This window comes from Pseudomonas sp. HLS-6 TE3448, from assembly GCF_053629555.1.
The window spans coordinates 1,406,978-1,428,222 of the sequence record NZ_JBRJIO010000001.1; the positions used below are offsets into that span (position 1 = coordinate 1,406,978).

A 21,245-nucleotide genomic window follows, 5' to 3' on the forward strand; every position below is an offset into this window, starting at 1 on the left:
GTCTTAGAACGCTGGAACGACAGCGCCTTTGTACTTCTCAAGGATGAACTGCTTCACCGCTGGGCTATGCAGTGCGCCAACCAGTTTCTTCATGGCGTCGGAGTCCTTGTTGTCCGGGCGGGCAACCAGAATGTTGACGTAAGGCGAGTCGCTGCCTTCGATGATCAGCGCATCCTTGGCTGGGTCCAGCTTGGCTTCCAGCGCGTAGTTGGTGTTGATCAGCGCCAGGTCGACCTGGGTCAGGACGCGCGGCAGGGTCGCGGCTTCCAGTTCGCGGATCTTCAGGCCTTTCGGGTTCTCGGCGATGTCTTTCGGCGTGGACAGGATGTTCTTGGCATCCTTGAGCTTGATCAGGCCCGCTTTCTCCAGCAGCAGCAATGCACGGCCGCCGTTAGTGGCGTCGTTAGGGATCACCACGTTGGCGCCCGACGGGATCTCGTCCAGCTTCTTGTACTTGCTCGAGTAGGCGCCCAGTGGCTCCAGGTGCACGCCGGCAACGCTGACCAGGTTGGTGCCCTTGCCCTTGTTGAATTCATCCAGGTACGGCTGATGCTGGAAGAAGTTGGCGTCCAGACGCTTCTCGGCAACCTGTACGTTAGGCTGGATGTAGTCGGTGAAGACCTTTACTTTCAGGTCCACGCCTTCTTTGGCCAGGCTCGGTTTGACGAACTCAAGGATCTCGGCGTGCGGCACGGCGGTCGCAGCGACGGTCAGGGTTTCGGCCGCCTGGGCGGAGAAGGCCGCAACGGCGGCGACAACAGCAAGCAGTTTTTTCATTCATCACTCCTTGTGAGGGCCGTTACGGCCCCCGGGTGTCGGCATGGCCGACCCATGGGGTTATTTACGGGAAAAATGCACAACCAGTTTGTCGCCGACGCTCTGCAGTACTTGAACCAGTACCAGCAACAGGACCACGGTGACCACCATGACATCAGTCTGGAACCGCTGATAGCCAAAGCGGATAGCCAGGTCACCCAGCCCACCAGCGCCGACGACGCCGGCCATGGCGGTGTACGACACCAGGGTGATGGCGGTGACGGTGATTGCCGCGAAAATACCTGGCCGAGCTTCTGGCAGCAGCGCGTTGACGATGATCTGTCGCGTGGTGGCACCCATGGCTTGCGTGGCTTCGATAATGCCCCGGTCGACTTCACGCAAGGCGGTTTCCACCAGGCGCGCGAAGAACGGTGTGGCTCCGACCACCAGCGGTGGAATGGCCCCGGCGACGCCCAGCGAGGTGCCGGTAATCAGTACGGTGATCGGGATCATCACGATCAGAAGAATGATGAACGGCAGCGAACGCAGGATGTTGACGATCAGCGACAACAGCGCATACACGCGCTTTTCTTCAAACAGCTGGCGCGGGCCGCAGAGAAACAGCAGCACGCCCAGCGGCAGGCCGAGCAGCACAGTGAAGAACAGCGAACCGCCGAGCATGATCATGGTGTCGACGGTGGCCAACCAGATTTCACTCCAGTCGACGTTGGCAAAGAAATTCAGGGCGTCCATTAACGCAGTACCTCCATATGAACGTCAGCCGCGTGGAAGCGGGCAAACGCCGCGTCCATGTCACCACCGGTGATGGCCAGGGTCAGTTGCCCATAGGGAGTGTCCTTGATGCGGTCGATACGTCCGGCCAGGATGCTGTAGTCCACCCCGGTTTCACGGGCGACGGTACCCAGCAGCGGCGCATAGGTGGCATCGCCCTGGAAGGTCAATCGCACGATCCGGCCCGGTACATGGGCAAAGTCGTCGCGCTGTTCGTTTTCGTCGATCTGTTCGTCTTCTTGAACGAAACGCTTTGTGGTCGGGTGCTTGGGGTGCAGGAACACGTCTGCCACCGGGCCATGCTCGACGATCTGCCCGGCGTCCATCACGGCCACCTGATCGCAGACGCGACGGATTACATCCATTTCATGGGTAATCAGGACGATGGTCAGGTTCAGCTCACGGTTGATCTCGGCCAGCAGTTGCAGCACCGAGGCGGTGGTCTGCGGGTCGAGGGCACTGGTGGCTTCGTCGCACAGCAGGATCTTCGGCTTGGTCGCCAGGGCGCGGGCAATGCCAACGCGCTGCTTTTGCCCGCCAGACAGTTGCGCCGGGTATTTCCTGGCGTGTTCGCTCAGGCCGACACGGGCCAGCAGCTCGCTGACGCGGGTATCGATTTCATTGCGCGACAGCTCACCGGCCAAGGTCAATGGCAGGGCAACGTTGTCAGCGACCGTCTTGGACGCCAGCAGGTTGAAGTGCTGGAAGATCATCCCGACCTGTTGCCGGAAGCGGCGCAGCTCGTTGGCATTGAACGCGGTGACATCTTCACCGTCGACGATGATTTTCCCGCCGCTAGGGGCTTCCAGGCGGTTGATCAGGCGCAGCAAGGTACTTTTGCCTGCACCGGAATGGCCGATCAGGCCGAATACCTGCCCGTTCTCGACTCGCAGGTCGGTCGAATGCAGGGCGGGGATATCCTTACCGGCAACGCGGTAGGTTTTATGGACGTTTTGAAACTCGATCACGTAGCGAACCTTGTGGGGCGCATGAATTAGGGTCAGCGGATGGCCGGGCGCGCATTTTAGCCTGTTCACATAGAGGTTCTTAGCATTTATTTCGTAAACAACCAACGATACGGGAATAACGCGATCAGTGGTCAGTTGAGCGAAATGCTTGCCAAGACGGTCCGTGAGCCTGGGCGGGCCCGGAGCCGGCCGGGATACCCGAGGGGCGGCCCGGCAGCTGGTCTTAGGGGCGGCGCGGTGTCAGTACAACCTGGGCCGGCTGATTGCGGTGTATCTCATGGCGCTGCTGCAGCGCGAAGTCAGGTGCAAGCTTGTGCACGCGTTTGCTGAGCAGGGTGGCAAGCCACGGATAGTCCTGCTTGCGCGGTACCTGAAACAGCACGTCGCAGTCATAGTTGATGGTATCGCTGGCAATATCATCGAGTTGGCGGCGAAGTTCGCTCATCTTGCCAATCTTCAGGGCGATGACCGTGCTGGCTGCAGACGGGTCGATGAGCTTGGCCGCAGGCGGCGTGCTTCCGCGGCCTTAAGGGCGGCTTCGGCCTTGTCGAGCTCAGCTCTTCGCGCCTGGGTAATGGCACCGTTGACGCCGCCGGTCAGGGCTGGCGCCTTGGGCATCAGCGCACGGGCGCGGCTAAGGGCTGTGGCGGCAGCATTCACATCACCTTTCTGCAGGACGATCTGGCTGCGTTGCAGGTAGGCTTCGGCCAGTTGCCGCTGATATTGCTCCAGGCGACTGTCGCCCGGTGCTTGAGTTTGTAGCGCTGCGAGTTGATCTTCGGCGGTGGCCAGTTCGCTGCTGGCGATGCTTTGTTCCAACTGCTGCCAGGCGTCTGGCGCCGCAGGCACGGGGGTGCTCTGCGCCGGGTTGCTTGAGCATGCGGCCAAGGCCAGGGAAAACGCGGCAAGGAGCAGATAACGGGAGGCGAACGGCTTCATTCCTGCGACTCTCTATTTGCGCAAAAAACGAGCAAGTCTACACCCAGCTCGCTGACTCGAAAATAACTCTTCAGAGTGTATGCGCGATTAAAATGTCGCAGGGTGCAACCTGTGTGGTTGTACCCTGCGCGACTGCGCCGCCGTTCAGCGCCGGGGAAGCGCCAGGCTAATCAAGAATAGCACTGCAGCGCAGACCACGATTGACGGCCCGGCCGGCGTGTCCTTGAACCAGGACAGGGCGAGCCCGCTGCATACCGCCACCACGCCTAGCAGGCTGGCACCCAGGGCCATCTGCTCGGGTGAGCGGGCGTGACGCTGGGCAGCGGCTGCCGGGATGATCAGCAGTGATGTGATCAACAGCACGCCGACGATCTTCATGGCCACGGCAATGACTACCGCGATCAGCAGCATCAGGGCCAGGCGCAACGCGGCCACCGGCAAGCCTTCGACCATGGCCAGCTCCTCGTGGACGGTCACGGCCAGCAAGGGCCGCCACAGGGCCACGATCAGCAGCAAGGCCACGCTGCTGCCGCCGAGTATCCAGGCAAGATCGCCCGGGCTGATCGCCAGCAGATCACCGAACAGGTAGGCCATCAGGTCGATTCGTACATCGTGCATGAAGCTGAGCACGACCAGGCCGAGGGACAGGGTGCTGGGTGCGAGAATCCCCAACAGGGTGTCGGACGCTAGCGGCTGGCGCTGTTGCAGGGTGACCAGCAGCAACGCCAACAGCAGACAACCCACCGTAACCGCCAGGGCGGGGCTGATGTCGAGTACGAAGCCCAGTGCCACACCCAGCAGTGCTGCGTGGGACAGCGTGTCGCCAAAGTAGGCCATGCGCCGCCAGACCACGAACGATCCCAAGGGGCCTGCAACCAGCGCCAGCGCCAAACCTGCAAGCAGGGCGTAGAGCAGAAAATCAGCCATGCTTGCAGTGGTCTCCGTGTACATGACCGGCTTTGGCCGGGGCAACCACGGAACCGTGCAGGTCGTGGGCGTGGTCGTGGTGATGGTGGTAGATCGCCAGGCTTGGCGCGTTGTTGCCGAACAGCTCGACAAAGGCCGGGTCGCCGCTGACTTGCTCGGGATGCCCGGAGCAGCAGACATGCCGGTTCAGGCAGACAACCTGATCGGTGGTGCTCATTACCAGGTGCAGGTCATGGGAGACCATCAGTACACCGCAACCGTGGCGGTCGCGCAGCCGGGTGATCAGGCTGTACAGCTCGGCCTGGCCCGCCACGTCGACGCCCTGTACCGGTTCATCGAGCACCAGCAGCTCGGGCTCGCGCAGCAGCGCCCGGGCCAGCAGCACGCGCTGCATTTCACCGCCGGAAATGCCCTGGACAGGGCTGTCGATCACCTGCTCGGCACCCACTTCCTTGAGGGCTGCCAAGGCTGTATTGCGGTCTACGCCGGGCACCAGGCGCAGAAACCGTAGAACCGAAAGCGGCAAGGTCGCATCGACGTGCAGCTTCTGTGGCATGTAGCCAATACGCAGTTTGGGTTTGCGCCAGACTTTGCCGCTATCGGGCTTGAGCAGCCCGAGCACCGCGCGTACGAGGGTCGTTTTGCCTGCGCCGTTGGGGCCGATCAGGGTGACGATCTGGCCAGGCTCGACACTCAGGTCAATGTTGTCGAGCACCGACTGGCTAGCGAAGCCGACGCTCACCTGCTCCAGGCGAATCAGGGCATTGCTCATCACGCGCTCCGGCAACTGGCGCAGAGCCCAACCACTTCGACGGTCTGCGTTTCAACCGTGAAACCGACCTCCTTGGCGCTGGCAACGATGGCATCGCTGATCGACGACTGTTCCAGTTCGAGCGCGACATGGCATTCGCGGCAAATCAGGAACTGCCCTTGATGGACATGCTCTGGATGGCTGCAGCCCATGAAGGCATTGAGCGACGCAATTCGGTGAACCAGGCCGTTTTCCAGGAGGAAATCCAGTGCCCGGTACACCGTCGGTGGCGCGGCGCGGCGACCGTCTTGCTCACTCAGCACGGCCAGGATGTCGTAGGCGCCCAAGGGTTTATGGCTCTGCCAGACCAACTCCAGCACGCGTCGACGCAAGGCGGTCAGGCGAAGGCCCTGGCGGACACACAGCGCGTCGGCCTCGGCCAGGGCGCTGTGGACGCAGTGGGAGTGGTCGTGGGGACGATTGGCCAGCGGTGTAGTAGGCATGAGCAGCGACGGTTCTTGTGAGAGACGTTATTATGTTACCTGTTCCTGACCCGTTGAGTGGCTATCGTGTCCCGATTTTTTGCCCTTTTTGTCGCTTTTGTCTCCAGTCTTGTCGTCTTGGCGCCAGCGCAGGCCGAGGTCCGTGTATTGACCAGCATCAAGCCGCTGCAGTTGATTGCGGCTGCGGTCCAGGACGGTGTTGGTACGCCTGAGGTGCTGCTTCCACCGGGCGCTTCGCCTCACCATTACGCCCTTCGTCCCTCGGACGTGCGGCGGGTTGCCGAGGTCGATCTGCTCTACTGGATTGGCCCCGATATGGAAGGTTTTCTACCGCGCGTGCTGAGCGGCCGCAACAAGCCCAGCGTGGCTTTGCAGGCTGTGCCGGGGTTGCAGTTGCGCCACTTTGGCGAAGACAGCCACTCCCACGAGTCGACGGACGAGCATGATCACGATCATCGTCCGGGTAGCCTGGATGCGCACCTCTGGTTGGCACCGGCCAATGCTCGGGTGATCGCCGCGAAAATGACGGCTGACCTTGTGGCCGCTGATCCGACCAATGCTGCCCGCTATCAGAGCAACCTGAGTGCGTTCGAGCAGCGCCTGGATGCCCTCGACCTGCGCTTGAAGGCTCGATTGGCGGGTGTTTCCGGCAGGCCGTACTTTGTTTTCCACGAAGCGTTTGATTACTTCGAGGCGGCGTATGGCTTGCAGCATACTGGCGTATTCAGCGTTGCCGCCGAAGTGCAGCCCGGTGCCCAGCACGTGGCTGCCATGCGCAAGCGTTTGCAGGAGGTCGGCAAGACATGCGTCTTCAGTGAGCCGCCGCTGCGCCCACGGCTGGCCGAGACCTTGACGGCCGGGTTGCCGGTACGTCTGGCCGAACTGGACGCACTAGGGGGCAATACCCCGGTGACCGCCCAAGGCTATGAGCAGGTGCTGGAGAAGCTTGGCAATGACCTGGCGGGTTGCCTGGAGGCGCTCTAGGCAGCCGCCTCCGTGCAATAACCGGCTTAGAGCGCGAACGGCAACGCCACGCTGACTTGCTGACGCGCTGCCAGGCGCACTTCGAAATCGGCAGGGTCGTGAATCAATACATCCATGCCCGCGAAGGACTCTGCCGCAATAAGCCGGGACAGCCAGAAGCGTACACAGGCTATCCGCAGCATGACCGGCCAGAGTTGCGCTTCTGCCGCCGTGAAGGGGCGCAGTGCCGCATAGGCACCCAGCAGCGCCCTTGAACGCGCACCGTCGAGCTGCCCGGCATCGTCACAGCACCAGTCGTTCAGCGTAATGGCCAGGTCGTAGAGCATCGGCCCGGAGCAGGCGTTGTAGAAGTCAATCAGGCCTGTCAGATGCGTGCCTTCGAACAGCGCATTGTCACGGAACAGGTCCGCGTGCAGGTTGGCGCGCGGCAAGGCCATGATCTGCGCGTGATGCGTTCTGATCTCCTCCAGGCAGGCTTGCAGCAGCTGGCGTTGATCCGCGTTCAGGCGCGGCATCAGCTCGGCACCGGTTTGCAGCATCCAGTCCAGGCCGCGGTCGGTTTTACGCTCCAGCACATGCTCGCAGGTCGCCACATGCAGGTGGCCGAGCAGTTCGCCAACCTGATGGCAATGCTGGTTGTTCGGCTCCTTGATGTGCTTGCCTGGCAGTCGCGGTTGCAGCAAGGCCGGCTTGCCGGCCAACTCGCGCAATGCCACGCCGTCCGTGGTCCGCAATGCGTATGGCACAGGCAGGTTGGCTTCGTGCAGGACGTCCAGCAGTTCAATAAAGAACGGCAGGTCCTGGATTGGCCCGCGCTCGACCAGCGTCAGCACAAACTCACCCTGTTCGAGGCTGACGAAGAAGTTGCTGTTTTCGGTTCCGGCGGCAATGCCCTGGAAATCCCGAAGGCGGCCCAGGCCATAAGGGGCCAGAAAGGTTTCCAGCTCAGGCCGGGTCAAAGGGGTGAACACAGACATGGTCAAAACTGCTCGTTCGGGCACTTCGGCCAGGAAGTGCCGGGTTGATGTTAGAGGTCGCGCGTTACCACTCGAAAATCTTCCAGGATGGAATCAGCATGTCCGGTTGATCTGAGCGGATAAAGTTGGCTTCGGTGCCGTCGGCGCGAACCAGAAAGTAAGGTTTGCCATGCTTGGGGGTAATCTTGATGGCATACAGAAAACCATTCTGGCGGTACTCCTGAATGGTTTTATCGCCTTCCTGGCGAATGGTGACGTCCGGATCGGGCGACGGTGCATCATCCGCAGCCATCGCCGCGAACGGAGTAGCCAGGAGCCCTAGCAGCAACAGGCGATTTAGTGTGCGCATGATAACCTTGTCCCTTTGTCGTCAATGATCCGGACATTCTAGCGCCGGGCCCGCCGAAAAGGTTGATTCTGCTCATGAGCCAAGCTCCCCTCGTCCTGGTGGACGGTTCTTCCTACCTGTACCGCGCCTTCCATGCGCTACCGCCACTGACCACCTCCAAGGGCCTGCCAACCGGTGCGGTCAAGGGTGTGCTGAACATGCTGAAGAGCCTGCGCAAGCAGTATCCAGGCAGCCTGTTTGCCGTTGTTTTCGATGCAAAAGGCGGCACGTTCCGCGACGAAATGTTCGCCGAGTACAAGGCCAATCGGCCCAGTATGCCGGATGACTTGCGGGTGCAGATCGAACCGCTGCATGCCAGCGTGCGTGCACTGGGGTATCCGCTGCTTTGTGTGGAGGGCGTCGAAGCCGATGACGTGATTGGCACCCTGGCCCGCAGCAGCGCGGCTGCCGGACGTCCGGTGATCATCTCCACAGGCGACAAGGACATGGCACAGCTGGTCGATGGCCACATTACGCTGGTCAACACCATGACCGGTAGTGTGCTGGACGTGGCTGGCGTGAAGGAGAAATTCGGCGTCGGTCCCGAACACATCATCGACTTCCTGGCTCTTATGGGTGACAAGGTCGATAACATTCCTGGCGTGCCAGGGGTGGGCGAGAAAACCGCGTTGGGCCTGCTGACTGGTGTTGGTGGCGGTCTGCGCGATCTCTACGACAACCTCGACAAGGTGCCCAGCCTGGCTATCCGGGGGGCCAAGACCCTGCCGGCCAAGCTTGAGGAGCACCGCGACGCCGCGTTCCTCTCGTATGAACTGGCGACGATCAAGCTCGACGTCCCGCTGGATATCGAGGTTGACGCACTGGTGTGCGGTGAACCCGACCGCGAAGCCTTGCTGGCGCTGTACACCGAGCTGGAGTTCAAGAGCTGGGTCGAGGAGATTCAGCGTGAGGCCAAGCGTGAAGGCGTGGCGGTTGCCGAGGTGGCAGAGCAGCCAACGGTCGAAGTGAAGTATGAAACCATCCTTGACCAGGCGCGCTTTGACGTCTGGCTGGAAAAACTGAAGAAGGCCACGCTGATTGCTTTCGACACCGAGACCACGGGTCTTGATGCTCAGCAGGCGCAAATTGTCGGTGTGTCGTTTGCTGTGGAGCCCTTTGAGGCGGCCTATGTGCCGTTGACTCACTCCTACATGGGCGTGCCCGAGCAACTTGATCGAGACGCCGTGCTGTTGGCGCTCAAGCCGATCCTGGAAGACCCGAATACGCTGAAAGTCGGCCAAAACGCCAAATATGACATGAATATTCTGGCCAATTGCGCGATTGGCGGTGATCAGGCAAACGGTATCGCGCTGCGTGGTGTGGCCTTCGACACCATGCTGGAGTCCTACGTGCTGGATTCCACCGCGACCCGTCATGACATGGACAGCCTGGCGCTCAAGTACCTGGACTACACCACTATTTCCTTTGAGGACATCGCCGGGAAAGGCGCCAAGCAACTGACCTTCGACCAGATTTCGCTTGAAACGGCCGGCCCCTACGCGGCCGAAGATGCCGATGTGACGTTGCGTCTGCATCAGGCATTGCAGGCACGCTTGGCCAAGACGCCGAGTGTGCTGCCGGTGTTGAACGAGATCGAGATGCCGCTGGTGCCGGTGCTGGCGAAGATCGAGCGTCAGGGTGCACTGGTCGATGCCAAGCTGCTCGGTGCCCAGAGCCTGGAGCTGGGTGAGAAACTGGTCGCGCTGGAGCGTGAAGCCTTCGCGATCGCGGGTGAAGAGTTCAACCTGGGCTCGCCTAAGCAGTTGGGGGTGATTCTGTACGAAAAGCTCGGCCTGCCGATCCTCAGCAAGACCGCCAAGGGCCAGGCTTCCACGGCTGAGGCTGTGCTGGCGGAACTGGCCGAACAGGACTACCCACTGCCCAAGGTGCTGATGCAGTACCGCTCGCTGAGCAAGCTGAAAAGCACCTACACCGACCGTCTGCCCGAGCAGATCAACCCGCGCACTGGGCGTATCCATACCTCGTATCATCAGGCCGTGGCGGCCACCGGTCGTTTGTCCTCAAGTGATCCGAACCTGCAGAACATCCCGATTCGCACCCCTGAGGGGCGGCGTATTCGCCAAGCGTTTGTTGCTGCGCCCGGCTACCGTCTGTTGGCTGCGGACTATTCGCAGATCGAGTTGCGCATCATGGCTCACCTGGCCAAGGACGAAGGGCTGTTGCATGCGTTCCGGCACAACCTGGACGTTCACCGGGCCACGGCCTCAGAGGTCTTCGGCGTTGCCTTGGAAGACGTTACGAGCGACCAGCGGCGCAGTGCCAAGGCGATCAACTTCGGTTTGATCTACGGTATGAGCGCTTTCGGTCTGGCCAAGCAGATTGGTGTCGATCGCAAGCAGTCCCAGGCCTACATCGACCGTTATTTCGCCCAGTACCCAGGCGTGCTGGCGTACATGGAGCGCACGCGTGCTCAGGCTGCCGAGCAAGGGTTTGTCGAAACCCTGTTCGGTCGCCGCCTGTACCTGCCGGACATCAATGCAAAGAACCCGGCACTGCGCAAAGGCGCGGAGCGCACGGCGATCAACGCACCAATGCAGGGTACTGCAGCCGACATCATCAAGCGGGCCATGGTGGCGGTAGACAACTGGCTGAACGATTCCGGACTGGATGCTCGGGTGATCCTGCAGGTTCACGATGAATTGGTGCTGGAAGTACGTGAAGACCTGGTCGATCAGGTGCGTGAACAGATCCGTCCGTACATGAGCAGCGCCGCGCAGTTGGATGTTCCGCTGCTGGTGGAGGTAGGTGTGGGCTCGAATTGGGATGAAGCGCACTAAATAACCCTGAAAAAGCTGCGGCATATCGTCGCGGCTTTTTGGCTGGGTACACGCTGTTAGTCGTGGAAATTCTATGTGCTATCGCAAATAGTTTCTAAACGCCCGGAACTAATCGGGTGAACCACGACTCAGAGTAACTGAATGGGTGGTGAAGCCCTTCGATGCTCCTATGTTGTGTTAAGTGTTGGCAGATATCTGGACCCCGCCCTAGCGGTCCGGAACTTGAACCCCGAACTTCCCCCTTCCCCATACGAAGTCCGGGGTTTTTTTTGCCTTGCGTTTGGCGCCTGGCCCTTATTCTGCGGGCTTGTCGGCCAACTCCATCCAGTTCGCCAGAACGCCGTAGGCTTCTTCCAGCCCTTGGCGCTTAGGGGCGGAGAACAGCTGAATGGTCACCCCTTCGCCCCAGCCCTTGCGGATTTCCGCTTGCACCTTGAGCAGGGTGTTTTTTGCCGCGCCATAGGTGAGTTTGTCGGCTTTGGTCAGAAGAATATGCATCGGCATGTTACTGGCCACTGACCAGTCGAGCATCATCTGGTCGAAGTCGGTCATGGGGTGACGCACATCCATCATCAAAATCACGCCCCGCAGGCTTTCGCGGCTGCCCAGGTAGGCCTCCAGGTGGCGCTGCCAGTGCTGTTTGAGCGGGATCGGGACCTTTGCATAGCCATAGCCTGGCAGGTCGACCAAACGCCGTTCTTCGTCCAGACTGAAAAAATTGAGTAACTGGGTGCGACCGGGTGTTTTCGAGGTGCGTGCCAGGCTGGCGTGGGTCAGCGTGTTTAGAGCGCTGGACTTGCCGGCGTTGGAGCGCCCGGCAAAGGCCACTTCATAGCCCTGGTCGTCTGGGCACTGGTCGACTTTGGCGGCGCTGAGCGCAAATTTGGCCTGTTGGCAGAGGCCGAGAATGGGGTTTTTTACGTGCATGGGGTATCCGCTTGGGGGCTTGTCCGAGGCAGGCTCGGCAAGGGGTGTCGTTTCCGTTTCGATAACGGGAGTATATAATGCCGCAGATTTTGTGTGCGCTTTATCCCAGCGTAGGATGAGGTTCACGGGGGGACCCGATTCAAGCTTGCGCGTTAGAACGCAGTGCAGGCCCCCAGCCCTGAAAGGTCGTTCGCATGACGAAATGGCTGTTGGTTACCGTTGTCTTGGTACCGTTTTTCAGCGCTCAGGCTACACAGGATCCCGAGGCGTTGTACAACCGCGCATGCGCGGCGTGTCATGCCGGTCAGCTGCCACAGGCACCGAAACCAGGTGATCGTGCAGCCTGGGAACCGAGACTGGCGCAGGGTATGGAGACGTTGGTGGTGCATGTCACCCAGGGTTTCAAGGCTATGCCGCCGCGTGGATTGTGCATGGACTGCAGTGCCGAAGACTACCGGGCGATCATTCAGTGGATGATCCGATAGTATCGATACATAACTCTTTCACCCTTAGCCGTAGTTGGATTAGCTGATGAACAAACTACTCGTGAGTCTGCTGTTGACCTTGGGCGTCACCGGCGCTGCAAATGCCGCTGGCAATCTTGTTGGCGATGCCGCTGCCGGTCAGGGCAAAACTGCTGTATGTGGCGCTTGTCACGGTCCAGACGGTAACAGCATGGCGCCGAACTTCCCGAAACTGGCTGGCCAGGGTGAGAAATACCTGGAGAAACAGCTGCATGATATCAAGTCGGGTAAGCGCACCGTGCTGGAAATGACGGGTCTGCTGACCAACCTGAGTGATCAGGACATGGCAGATATCGCGGCCTACTTCGCTAGCCAGAAAGGCAGTGTCGGCGCCGCCGATCCAAAACTGGTCGCGGCCGGTGAAGCCCTGTTCCGCGGTGGCAACCTTGAAAAAGGCATGCCTGCCTGCACCGGTTGCCACTCGCCTAATGGCGCTGGCCTGGCTGCTGCCGGTTTCCCGCACCTGGGTGGCCAGCATGCGCAGTACGTCGCCAAGCAATTGACCGACTTCCGTGAAGGCAACCGTACCAACGACGGCGACGCGATGACCATGCGTTCCATCGCTGCCAAGCTGAGCAACAAGGACATCGAGGCAGTATCGAGCTACATTCAGGGTCTGCACTGATCCTTGCGGCGTAACGTTGTGCGGGGCTACATCTCTCGCAATGTTAACGTGCCGTTAATGCAGCTGCGAAAGCATGAAAAGGGTGGCTAGGGCCGCCCTTTTTTGTACCTGCTACCGTTACACTATCGAACTCAGGCCTGTGTCGATCTGTCTGAAGGCAGGTCGCGTTGTGGCGACTCATCACTGCTCAGGAGTAAAGCATGCGTAATCTGATTCTCAGCGCCGCGTTGGTCGCCGCCAGCGTCTTTGGCATGTCTGTCCAGGCCGCCGAGCCGCCTGCAGACGGTAAGTATGTCGAGCTGAACAATCCTGTGCCGGTTGCTGTGCCTGGCAAGATCGAGGTGGTGGAGCTGTTCTGGTACGGCTGCCCGCATTGCTACAGCTTTGAGCCGACCATCAACCCATGGGTCGAGAAGCTGCCAAAGGACGTCAACTTTGTGCGCGTACCTGCCATGTTTGGCGGCGCCTGGGATGCCCATGGCCAGATGTTCCTGACCCTGGAAGCCATGGGTGTCGAGGGCAAGGTGCACAGTGCTGTATTCAACGCGATCCAAGTGGAACACAAGCGTCTGACCAAGCCTGAGGAAATGGCCGACTTCCTCGCGACTCAGGGCGTCGACAAGGACAAGTTCCTGGCGACATTCAATTCCTTTGCGATTAAGGGCCAGGTTCAGAAAGCTCGCGATCTGGCCAAAAAATATGAAATCAGCGGTGTTCCGACCATGGTTGTCAACGGTAAGTACCGTTTTGACCTGGGCTCTGCCGGCGGTCCAGAGGAAACCATCAACGTGGCTGACCAGTTGATTGCCAAGGAGCGCGCCGCCCAGTAAGCGGCGATTGCCATGCGGCGTTGGAAAACTGAACGGTGTGTTGGCCTGCATGATCCGCAGGTCAACGAACACCATTTGCAGACCAGTAGCCTCCCGAAGGACGGTCGTCTGCGCCTGCTCAGTTTCAATATCCAGGTGGGGATCAGTACCGAGCGCTACCGCCACTACCTGACGCGTAGTTGGCAGCACCTTTTGCCTACCACCGGCCGTGCCGGTAACTTGCAGAAAATTGGTGACCTGCTCAGCGACTTTGATCTCGTCGCCCTGCAGGAGGCCGATGGTGGCAGCTTGCGTTCAGGTTTCGTCAATCAGGTCGAGTACCTGGCGCAACTGGGTGCCTTCCCTTACTGGTATCAACAGCTCAATCGCAACCTTGGCCGTTTCGCTCAGCACAGCAATGGCGTACTCAGTCGCTTGAAGCCGCAGTTGCTGGAAGACCATCCGCTGCCCGGTCCTTCGGGTCGTGGTGCGATTCTGGTGCGTTTTGGTGAAGGGGACGATGCGTTGGTCGTGGTGATGATGCACCTGGCGCTGGGTGCACGGACCCGTGCGCGTCAACTCGCCTACATTCGTGAACTGATTGGTGGTTATCGTCATCAGGTATTGATGGGCGACATGAATACCCATGCCAGCGACCTGCTGGAACACTCGCCATTGCGTGATCTCGGTTTGGTTGCCCCGCAGGTGCAAGCCACGTTCCCCAGTTGGCGGCCGCAGCGTTGTCTTGATCATATCTTGCTCAGCCCCAGCCTCACGCTGGAGCGCTTCGAGGTGCTTGCCCAGCCCATTTCCGATCATCTTCCGGTCGCGGTTGAGATTCGTTTGCCTGATGCCCTTGCGATGGATACGCTTCCGGCCGTGAGCTAACTGCCCCTACTCCTTTGCGAAATCAGGCATGACCGAAGAAGCCCAGCGCTGGAAAGAAAAATACCTCAAGAGTATTGAGCAACAAGAAAAGCTCGAGCGCCGCTGGGAAGCTCGCCTTGACCTTCTGCGTCGAGGCTTGGTACGCAGCACATTGGCGGCCGAAGGCAGCGATCTGGCTGTTGATAAGTGCATGAAAGAGATGCGCGACGTCATCCGCACCGACAATATGGACGCTGCACTGGCAGGCTTGATTCCGCGGTTGGAAAAAGCCGTATTGGACTCCGAGCAGCGTCGGGAAACCCGAACGGCACAGATCGGCACAGCGCTGGCGGCATTAGTGAGCCAGTTGCAAGCATTGCCGTTGCCGAGTGAGGTCACTCGGCCACTGAAAAAATTTGCCAAACAACTGGATGCTCGCGCGAGTCAGCCTCGTGAGATGCCTTTGCTGCTGGGCGAGCTGAGTAGCTTGCAAGGCCAGGCGATTGCTGCGCTGGACAAGCCAGAAGAAGCCGGCCGCCCAGGTTTTTTGCAGCGGTTGTTCGGTAACCGCGAAGCGGCATCAGAGGCGCCCGCAGTACCGACAACGGTTGCCAGCACAGCCTCTGCGGCCGTTGAGGTGGAGGCCGCTGTTGTTGAATCAGCGCCTATTGCATCGCCTGCCGAGGTCGATGCAGATGAGCTGCATCCGCTGCCTGAGCCCGTTGTCGAGGCGGCCAGCGAGGCGGTGACGTCCGTGCAGGTCGAACCCGCGGCCGCCGAGCCTGTGCAGGTGCCCTCTCCTCCAGTCGCTGCGCCGCTTGAGGCATTGGCAGCGGAGCCAGCATCTGAACCTGAGCGTCCTGAAGCACCGGAGACCGGGGCCGATGTTCCACCGCTCGCTGCCGATATCCCGGAGGATCAGGCCACGCCCGCCGAAGAGGCGTACGCACTGCCCGAAAACACCGAGCCTAGCTACAGTTCGGTCGCCAGTCATATTGAAGAGACCCTGCTGGGCTTGCTGGATGATCTGACGCTTCCCGAGCGGCACAAGGCCCAGGCGCAATCCATGCGCGAGCGCCTGCAGCATGGCCTGAACTGGTATGAGCTGTTGCCGGTCCTGGACGATCTGGTCGTGCTCATGCTGGCTATCACCAGCAGCGGCCAGCATGAGTTTGAAGCCTATCTGCAGCAGGTCAATGAACGCCTTGAGTCTTTCCAGAGTCATCTGCAGGAAGCCAGTGAAGGGCATGCCGATAGCCGGACAGCTGCCCGCGATCTGGATAGCCAGTTGCGTGAACAGGTTGATGGCCTGCAAAGCAGCGTGCAGGGGGCTGCGGATCTGGAAAGCCTCAAACACATTCTGGATAACCGCCTGGAAGGATTGCTGGGAACGATTGACATACACCAGCAGCAGCGTGATCAGCGTGAGCAGGAAATGGCCGAGCGTTTGCGTGGCTTGGCTGAGCGGGTTACGCATATGGAGCAGGAAGCCCAAGGTTATCGTGAGCACCTGGAAGAGCAGCGGCAGAAGGCCTTGATCGACCCGCTGACCGGCCTGCCCAACCGTGCGGCCTGGTCCGAGCATCTGGAGCGTGAGATGCAGGCTTGGCAGGCACAGGGTGGCCACCTGTTGGTCGCGATGCTTGATCTGGACCATTTCAAAAGGATCAATGACAACTACGGGCACCTCGCTGGCGACAAGGTGCTAAAGATCGTCGCCAACGAACTGCGCAAGCGCTTGCGCGGCCGTGACTTTATCGCCCGGTTTGGTGGTGAGGAGTTTGTGCTGTTGATGCCGCAGAGCAATCTGCTCAGTGGATGCCAGCAGGCCGAAATCCTGCGGGCAGCGGTCGAGGCCTGCCCATTCCACTTCAAGGGCGAGCGGGTAACGATCACCCTCTCGATAGGTGTCACTGCGCTACGGGATGGGGAGCGCAGCGACATCGCTCTCAAGCGCGCCGACGAGGCGTTGTATCGCGCCAAGCACCAAGGCCGTAACCGCGTCGAACAAGGATGAGCACTATATAGTTATCACCGTTTGCGCCATCGCTAGAGAGGGTACGTTATGCTATTGCATTACTGATATCCATAGATGTGCCCTCTTGCCATGAAAGCCTTCTTCTGCGCCCTGCTGCTTCTGTCTCTGGCCGGTTGTGCGAACACCCTCCAGATTGACCGAAGCCACCCATCTGTCAACCAGGACAGTCGTATCCAGTTTGTTGTCCTGCACTACACCAACGCTTCGCTGGAGCGTTCACTGGCGTTGTTGACCCATGGTGAAGTCAGCAGCCACTACCTGATTGGTGATCAGCCAGCGACCATCTACCAACTGGTAGACGAGAACCGCCGTGCCTGGCACGCCGGTGACAGCCAATGGCAGGGGCGTACCTGGCTCAACTCAAGCTCTATTGGCATTGAGATCGTAAACCCAGGTTTTACCGATACACCGTCTGGACGTGTCTGGCACCCCTACTCCGAGGCGCAAATACAAGCGCTGATCCTGTTGCTCAAGGACATCGTCAAACGCAATAACATCGACCCACGGCATATCATTGGGCATAGCGATATAGCGCCATCACGCAAACTCGACCCAGGCCCTCTGTTTCCCTGGAAGCGCCTGGCCGATGCCGGTGTTGGTGTATGGCCCGATGCCGCTGCCGTTGCACAGCAGCGTGCCCGCTTCGATGTGAGCCCGCCGAGTATTGCCTGGTACCAGCAGCAACTGGCACGTTTCGGCTATGCCATCGAGCAAACCGGGGTCAATGATGTCAGTACCCGGCACGTGTTGGCCGCCTTCCAGATGCGCTTCCGCCCGCAACGTTTTGATGGCGTGCCCGATGCGCAGACGGCGGCAATATTGCAGGTGCTCAACCGCTCCCGCTGATGGGCGCCGCCCAACGGGCAGGCTGATTCGTCAGGCAGTTGCTATACCTTGTGGTATTCAACGGGATATCGCCTGATGTCATCTGCCTTCGCCGCGCTGCGCAGCCTTTTCCTTCGCCCCTGGCTACTGGCCGCGCTTGCGGCCTCGGCCAGTGCGATCCTGTTGCTGAGCGCCAGCCTTGGTGTGGCCATGCACCAGGTTCAGCAAAGTGAAAGCGAGCAGATGAATGCCAAGGGGGAGCGCTTTCTGGAGCGACTGGAGCAGATCTTCAGTCAGCTGCGTGAAGGTGTGGACCATCTTCAGGCTCAACCGCTGCGAGGGTGCACTCCGCAGATGTTGGCAGCCTTGCAGCAGGTGGGCTTCAACAATCGCTTTGTCTTTGAAGCCGCCTATATAGATGGAGACACCCGCTGCTCCAACCGCTTGGGCGAGCACAGCACAGAACCTGTACGGCCCCCGGATATTCAGGGGCCGACCTACAGTTATTGGCTGAACACCAGTGCCGAACCGAACGATAACCTGGCGGCATTGATGCTGGGGCGTGGGCATTTCCGTATCTCGACTTCCCGTGGGCACCTGAGCGATGTTGTTGATCTGCCGCCTGGCGGCAGCCTGTTGGTGGTGCTCGACAACGGTATGCGCGCAGTACCCGTGTTGGGGCCAGCGCAGGCGTGGCCACCCTCTTCTGACGGAACACTCGACGTTGCAAATGCCATGGTCGAGTTGCCCGATCGCCTGGTCTATCGGATGCCGACCAAGTCTCCGGACTATCAACTGGTGCTGATTACTCCCAAAGCCAGCCTGCCGCTGAAAATGAACGGCGTCATCTGGTTGCTGTTCCCAGGTAGCCTGCTGCTGGCCTGGTGCATCGGCTGGTTGGTACTGCAGCTGGTACGTCAACGCCAATCAATGAGTTCGGAGCTGCAGGGGGCGTTGCGGCGAGGTGAGTTGCAGGTGCTCTATCAGCCAATTCTCGAGCTCAACAGCCGACGATGCGTGGGGGCCGAGGCGCTGGTACGGTGGCGCCACCCCGATGGCACGCTGACCAGTCCGGACCTGTTCATTCCGTTGGCGGAAAACACCGGCCAAATTCGCCAGATCACCGACTTTGTGTTGCAGCGCGTGCTGGAGCAGTTGGGGCAGTTGCTGCGTGCCAACCCCCAGTTGTACATCTCGATTAACCTGGCCGCGTGCGATGTGATGGTGCCGCGCATTGGTCGTGTGGCTGCTCGTTTACTGGCACTGCACCGTGTCGCGGCCAGCCAGATCGCTTTCGAGGTGACTGAGCGTGGTCTGATTGATGTGGTGGTCGCACGGGATAACCTGCAAGCGCTGCGCTCGGTTGGTCACCAAGTGTTGATCGATGACTTTGGCACAGGCTACTGCAGCCTGGCCTACCTGCAGACACTGCCGGTCGACTGCCTGAAGATCGACAAGGCGTTCATCGATGCACTGGGCCATGATGCCGCCAGTAGTGGGGTTGCTCCGCATATCATTCGCATGGCGCATGCCTTGCAGTTGCGGGTTATCGCCGAAGGTATCGAGTATGAGGATCAGGCGCTGTTGCTGAACAGCGAGGGTGTGAACTACGGACAGGGTTGGTTGTTTGCGCATCCCCTCAGCGCCAGGCAATTTGCCGAGTTGGTGACCCGAGGTCGGCGCAGGGGGCCGCGACGGATCGATGATGAGGCCTGAACCTACTCCAATATACGACGGAGAATCATCATGTTGAGTTGGGCTATTACTTTCCTGATTATCGCCATCGTCGCTGCTGTGCTGGGCTTCGGTGGTATCGCGGGCGCAGCGACTGGCATCGCGAAGATCCTCTTCATCATTTTCCTTGTGCTGTTCGCGGCGTCCCTGTTTTTCGGTCGACGTGGATGACGAAGCTGGTCAGGCGCTCTGTTTAGGGTACTGGACGTTTCAGTATTGGCCCGGGTACTGAGCGGATATCCGAAATGCCTGTAGAGGTAATGGGCATCACGCCGGCTGTTTTGGGTTGTTTCCTACAGCGGATGTCGAAGTGTGCGTCTTGTTGACCGTACATCGATATTTTTTTAGCTGACCCCTCCGACAAATTTGGGGCGTTTCACGCATTCGGATTGTCGAACAACGGCATTTATCATCCAGGCGGATATGGCTGAATTGGCCTAAATATGGCGCTTTGGCCATCTTCGGAATTCCGAACGGCTCTATTTCAACCCTTTCAGACGTTCGTTTTTAGCCTTAATCATCATGCCGAATCGGCATAGGGTAGTCGTTTACGGCATTAGACGTTACCCTCTCGCGTCGGAATAGTTGCGCCTTTTTTCGCTGACCCGAGCGTTCTTTCGCTCGCCTGCGGTGACCTTCTACGGCGCTATTGCCTGCTGCGATCAATCGACTCTTGAAGGCTTTCAATAGCTCTAGGTCGGGGTTTTCAGCGCAATGCCCGTGACCACTTGAAGAAAGGGTAACGACATGAAGAAGGCAAAACTAAGCCTCGCTTGGCAGATCCTCATCGGTTTGATTCTCGGGATTGCAATCGGTGCAGTACTGAATCATTTCAGTGCAGAAAAGGCATGGTGGATCAGTAACGTTCTGCAGCCAGCTGGTGACATCTTCATTCGCCTGATCAAGATGATCGTTATCCCGATCGTGATCTCTTCACTGGTCGTGGGTATCGCCGGGGTTGGCGATGCGAAAAAACTGGGCAGTATCGGCCTGAAAACCATCATCTACTTCGAGGTGGTCACCACCATCGCGATCGTGGTCGGCCTGCTGTTGGCTAACCTGTTCCACCCTGGCGCCGGCATCGACATGAGCACGCTGGGTACGGTGGATATCTCCAAGTACCAGGCAACCGCTGCTGAAGTGCAGCATGAGCACGCGTTCATCGAGACGATCCTCAACCTGATTCCGTCGAACATTTTCGCAGCGCTGATGCGCGGTGAAATGCTGCCGATCATTTTCTTCTCCGTGCTCTTCGGCCTGGGCCTTTCGAGCTTGCAGGCGGATATCCGCGACCCGTTGGTGAAAACCTTCCAGGGCGTGTCCGAAGCCATGTTCAAGGTCACTCACATGATCATGAACTACGCGCCAATCGGTGTGTTCGCGCTGATCGCGGTCACTGTTGCCAACTTCGGCTTTGCTTCGCTGCTGCCGCTGGCCAAGCTGGTACTGCTGGTTTACTTCGCGATTGCCTTCTTCGGCTTCATGGTGCTGGGCCTGATCGCCCGCTTGTTCGGCTTTTCGATCCTGAAGCTGATGCGCATTTTCAAGGATGAGCTGGTCCTGGCGTACTCCACTGCCAGTTCTGAAACGGTATTGCCACGCGTAATCGAGAAGATGGAAGCCTACGGTGCACCGAAGGCCATCTGCAGCTTCGTCGTCCCGACTGGCTACTCGTTCAACCTCGACGGTTCGACCTTGTACCAGAGCATTGCTGCGATTTTCATCGCTCAGCTCTACGGCATCGACCTTTCGATCAGCCAGCAGCTGCTGCTGGTACTGACCTTGATGGTCACCTCCAAAGGTATTGCTGGCGTTCCAGGCGTGTCTTTCGTGGTACTGCTGGCCACCTTGGGCAGTGTCGGTATTCCGCTGGAAGGCTTGGCTTTCATCGCCGGTGTAGACCGCATCATGGACATGGCCCGTACCGCGCTGAACGTGATCGGCAACGCTCTGGCGGTACTGGTTATCGCTCGCTGGGAAGGCATGTACGACGATGCCAAAGGCCAGCGCTACTGGAACTCGCTGCCGCACTGGCGCAGCAAGGAAGCAGTACCTGCCGGTAAAGTGGCGACCAAGTAAGCCGCTGCATGATCTGATTAAAAGCCCCGACGTG

At 59.5% G+C, this 21,245-nt stretch carries 20 protein-coding genes and 1 pseudogene; 11 read left to right on the forward strand and 10 right to left on the reverse strand.

Going from position 1 to position 21,245, the window contains the following annotated elements; translation table 11 throughout:
- Positions 1–3: 3 nt before the first annotated feature.
- The 7 genes and pseudogenes from AB7M23_RS06640 to zur form a co-directional block, all read right to left on the reverse strand.
- Positions 4–777 carry a MetQ/NlpA family ABC transporter substrate-binding protein gene (locus AB7M23_RS06640; RefSeq protein ID WP_454240460.1) on the reverse strand — a complete coding sequence of 258 codons (774 nt, stop codon included), beginning with the start codon at positions 775–777 and terminating at the stop codon, positions 4–6.
- Between the two features lie 60 nt (positions 778–837).
- Positions 838–1,509: a methionine ABC transporter permease gene (locus tag AB7M23_RS06645; protein WP_099773241.1), complete on the reverse strand. Its 672-nt coding sequence runs from the start codon at positions 1,507–1,509 to the stop codon at positions 838–840.
- Positions 1,509–2,516 (reverse strand): methionine ABC transporter ATP-binding protein, encoded by a 1,008-nt coding sequence (locus AB7M23_RS06650; protein WP_454240461.1) that lies wholly within the window; start codon positions 2,514–2,516, stop codon positions 1,509–1,511. The genes AB7M23_RS06645 and AB7M23_RS06650 overlap by 1 nt, the downstream gene beginning before the upstream one ends.
- 223 nt (positions 2,517–2,739) lie before the next feature.
- Positions 2,740–3,455: pseudogene (locus tag AB7M23_RS06655) on the reverse strand (PA5502 family lipoprotein).
- A 144-nt stretch (positions 3,456–3,599) separates the two neighbouring features.
- Positions 3,600–4,382: a zinc ABC transporter permease subunit ZnuB gene (gene znuB, locus AB7M23_RS06660; RefSeq protein ID WP_065759066.1), complete on the reverse strand. Its 783-nt coding sequence runs from the start codon at positions 4,380–4,382 to the stop codon at positions 3,600–3,602.
- A complete protein-coding gene (gene znuC, locus AB7M23_RS06665) occupies positions 4,375–5,154 on the reverse strand; it encodes a zinc ABC transporter ATP-binding protein ZnuC (protein ID WP_102052989.1) in 780 nt (259 codons plus the stop codon). Before znuC ends, znuB begins: the two co-directional genes overlap by 8 nt.
- Positions 5,154–5,636: a zinc uptake transcriptional repressor Zur gene (gene zur / locus AB7M23_RS06670; RefSeq protein WP_065759064.1), complete on the reverse strand. Its 483-nt coding sequence runs from the start codon at positions 5,634–5,636 to the stop codon at positions 5,154–5,156. Before zur ends, znuC begins: the two co-directional genes overlap by 1 nt.
- 66 nt (positions 5,637–5,702) lie before the next feature.
- Between zur and AB7M23_RS06675 the strand changes: the two genes are divergently transcribed.
- Positions 5,703–6,620, forward strand: coding sequence for a zinc ABC transporter substrate-binding protein (locus AB7M23_RS06675; RefSeq protein WP_454240462.1), 918 nt, complete (start codon positions 5,703–5,705; stop codon positions 6,618–6,620).
- Between the two features lie 26 nt (positions 6,621–6,646).
- Here the strand turns inward: AB7M23_RS06675 and AB7M23_RS06680 are convergent, their stop codons facing one another.
- Together AB7M23_RS06680 and AB7M23_RS06685 are read right to left on the reverse strand one after the other, a co-directional pair.
- Positions 6,647–7,597, reverse strand: coding sequence for a homoserine kinase (locus AB7M23_RS06680; RefSeq protein WP_065759063.1), 951 nt, complete (start codon positions 7,595–7,597; stop codon positions 6,647–6,649).
- A gap of 64 nt (positions 7,598–7,661) precedes the next feature.
- Positions 7,662–7,946: a DUF2782 domain-containing protein gene (locus tag AB7M23_RS06685; RefSeq protein WP_102052985.1), complete on the reverse strand. Its 285-nt coding sequence runs from the start codon at positions 7,944–7,946 to the stop codon at positions 7,662–7,664.
- A 74-nt stretch (positions 7,947–8,020) separates the two neighbouring features.
- Between AB7M23_RS06685 and polA the strand changes: the two genes are divergently transcribed.
- Positions 8,021–10,783, forward strand: coding sequence for a DNA polymerase I (gene polA / locus AB7M23_RS06690; protein ID WP_454240463.1), 2,763 nt, complete (start codon positions 8,021–8,023; stop codon positions 10,781–10,783).
- Positions 10,784–11,077: 294 nt separating this feature from the next.
- On the opposite strand, the gene yihA is transcribed toward polA, so the two are convergent.
- Complete coding sequence (gene yihA / locus AB7M23_RS06695; RefSeq protein WP_065759060.1) at positions 11,078–11,710, reverse strand: ribosome biogenesis GTP-binding protein YihA/YsxC; 633 nt, start codon at positions 11,708–11,710, stop codon at positions 11,078–11,080.
- A 194-nt stretch (positions 11,711–11,904) separates the two neighbouring features.
- On the opposite strand from yihA, the gene AB7M23_RS06700 reads away from it, so the two are divergent.
- The 9 genes from AB7M23_RS06700 to gltP all read left to right on the forward strand — a co-directional run bounded on the left by AB7M23_RS06700 (position 11,905) and on the right by gltP (position 21,211).
- A complete protein-coding gene (locus tag AB7M23_RS06700) occupies positions 11,905–12,195 on the forward strand; it encodes a c-type cytochrome (protein ID WP_065759059.1) in 291 nt (96 codons plus the stop codon).
- Positions 12,196–12,241: 46 nt separating this feature from the next.
- The gene (locus tag AB7M23_RS06705; RefSeq protein ID WP_065759058.1) at positions 12,242–12,859 is read left to right on the forward strand and encodes a c-type cytochrome; all 618 of its coding nucleotides are present in this window, start codon (positions 12,242–12,244) and stop codon (positions 12,857–12,859) included.
- A gap of 200 nt (positions 12,860–13,059) precedes the next feature.
- Positions 13,060–13,689, forward strand: a complete 630-nt coding sequence (gene dsbA, locus AB7M23_RS06710) for a thiol:disulfide interchange protein DsbA (protein ID WP_065759057.1) — start codon at positions 13,060–13,062, stop codon at positions 13,687–13,689.
- Positions 13,690–13,701: 12 nt separating this feature from the next.
- Complete coding sequence (locus tag AB7M23_RS06715; RefSeq protein WP_065759056.1) at positions 13,702–14,556, forward strand: endonuclease/exonuclease/phosphatase family protein; 855 nt, start codon at positions 13,702–13,704, stop codon at positions 14,554–14,556.
- 28 nt (positions 14,557–14,584) lie between these two features.
- On the forward strand, positions 14,585–16,552 hold the full coding sequence (locus AB7M23_RS06720) for a diguanylate cyclase (RefSeq protein ID WP_454240464.1): 1,968 nt from the start codon (positions 14,585–14,587) through the stop codon (positions 16,550–16,552).
- A gap of 90 nt (positions 16,553–16,642) precedes the next feature.
- Positions 16,643–17,419, forward strand: a complete 777-nt coding sequence (locus AB7M23_RS06725) for an N-acetylmuramoyl-L-alanine amidase (RefSeq protein ID WP_454240465.1) — start codon at positions 16,643–16,645, stop codon at positions 17,417–17,419.
- A gap of 75 nt (positions 17,420–17,494) precedes the next feature.
- Complete coding sequence (locus AB7M23_RS06730; RefSeq protein WP_454240466.1) at positions 17,495–19,114, forward strand: EAL domain-containing protein; 1,620 nt, start codon at positions 17,495–17,497, stop codon at positions 19,112–19,114.
- Positions 19,115–19,144: 30 nt separating this feature from the next.
- Complete coding sequence (locus tag AB7M23_RS06735; protein ID WP_102052981.1) at positions 19,145–19,303, forward strand: DUF1328 domain-containing protein; 159 nt, start codon at positions 19,145–19,147, stop codon at positions 19,301–19,303.
- Between the two features lie 576 nt (positions 19,304–19,879).
- Positions 19,880–21,211 (forward strand): glutamate/aspartate:proton symporter GltP, encoded by a 1,332-nt coding sequence (gltP, locus tag AB7M23_RS06740; RefSeq protein WP_102052980.1) that lies wholly within the window; start codon positions 19,880–19,882, stop codon positions 21,209–21,211.
- Positions 21,212–21,245 lie beyond the last annotated feature (34 nt).

Excerpts from the sequence above, each read along its gene's own strand:
- znuC (WP_102052989.1), bottom strand. The coding sequence starts at position 5,154 with ATGAGCAATGCCCTGATTCGCCTGGAGCAGGTGAGCGTCGGCTTCGCT.
- dsbA (WP_065759057.1), top strand. The coding sequence starts at position 13,060 with ATGCGTAATCTGATTCTCAGCGCCGCGTTGGTCGCCGCCAGCGTCTTT.
- AB7M23_RS06725 (WP_454240465.1), top strand. The coding sequence starts at position 16,643 with ATGAAAGCCTTCTTCTGCGCCCTGCTGCTTCTGTCTCTGGCCGGTTGT.
- AB7M23_RS06685 (WP_102052985.1), bottom strand. The coding sequence starts at position 7,946 with ATGCGCACACTAAATCGCCTGTTGCTGCTAGGGCTCCTGGCTACTCCG.
- zur (WP_065759064.1), bottom strand. The coding sequence starts at position 5,636 with ATGCCTACTACACCGCTGGCCAATCGTCCCCACGACCACTCCCACTGC.
- AB7M23_RS06700 (WP_065759059.1), top strand. The coding sequence starts at position 11,905 with ATGACGAAATGGCTGTTGGTTACCGTTGTCTTGGTACCGTTTTTCAGC.
- AB7M23_RS06715 (WP_065759056.1), top strand. The coding sequence starts at position 13,702 with ATGCGGCGTTGGAAAACTGAACGGTGTGTTGGCCTGCATGATCCGCAG.
- yihA (WP_065759060.1), bottom strand. The coding sequence starts at position 11,710 with ATGCACGTAAAAAACCCCATTCTCGGCCTCTGCCAACAGGCCAAATTT.
- znuB (WP_065759066.1), bottom strand. The coding sequence starts at position 4,382 with ATGGCTGATTTTCTGCTCTACGCCCTGCTTGCAGGTTTGGCGCTGGCG.
- AB7M23_RS06640 (WP_454240460.1), bottom strand. The coding sequence starts at position 777 with ATGAAAAAACTGCTTGCTGTTGTCGCCGCCGTTGCGGCCTTCTCCGCC.
- AB7M23_RS06645 (WP_099773241.1), bottom strand. The coding sequence starts at position 1,509 with ATGGACGCCCTGAATTTCTTTGCCAACGTCGACTGGAGTGAAATCTGG.
- polA (WP_454240463.1), top strand. The coding sequence starts at position 8,021 with ATGAGCCAAGCTCCCCTCGTCCTGGTGGACGGTTCTTCCTACCTGTAC.
- AB7M23_RS06705 (WP_065759058.1), top strand. The coding sequence starts at position 12,242 with ATGAACAAACTACTCGTGAGTCTGCTGTTGACCTTGGGCGTCACCGGC.
- gltP (WP_102052980.1), top strand. The coding sequence starts at position 19,880 with ATGAAGAAGGCAAAACTAAGCCTCGCTTGGCAGATCCTCATCGGTTTG.
- AB7M23_RS06730 (WP_454240466.1), top strand. The coding sequence starts at position 17,495 with ATGTCATCTGCCTTCGCCGCGCTGCGCAGCCTTTTCCTTCGCCCCTGG.
- AB7M23_RS06735 (WP_102052981.1), top strand. The coding sequence starts at position 19,145 with ATGTTGAGTTGGGCTATTACTTTCCTGATTATCGCCATCGTCGCTGCT.
- AB7M23_RS06720 (WP_454240464.1), top strand. The coding sequence starts at position 14,585 with ATGACCGAAGAAGCCCAGCGCTGGAAAGAAAAATACCTCAAGAGTATT.
- AB7M23_RS06680 (WP_065759063.1), bottom strand. The coding sequence starts at position 7,597 with ATGTCTGTGTTCACCCCTTTGACCCGGCCTGAGCTGGAAACCTTTCTG.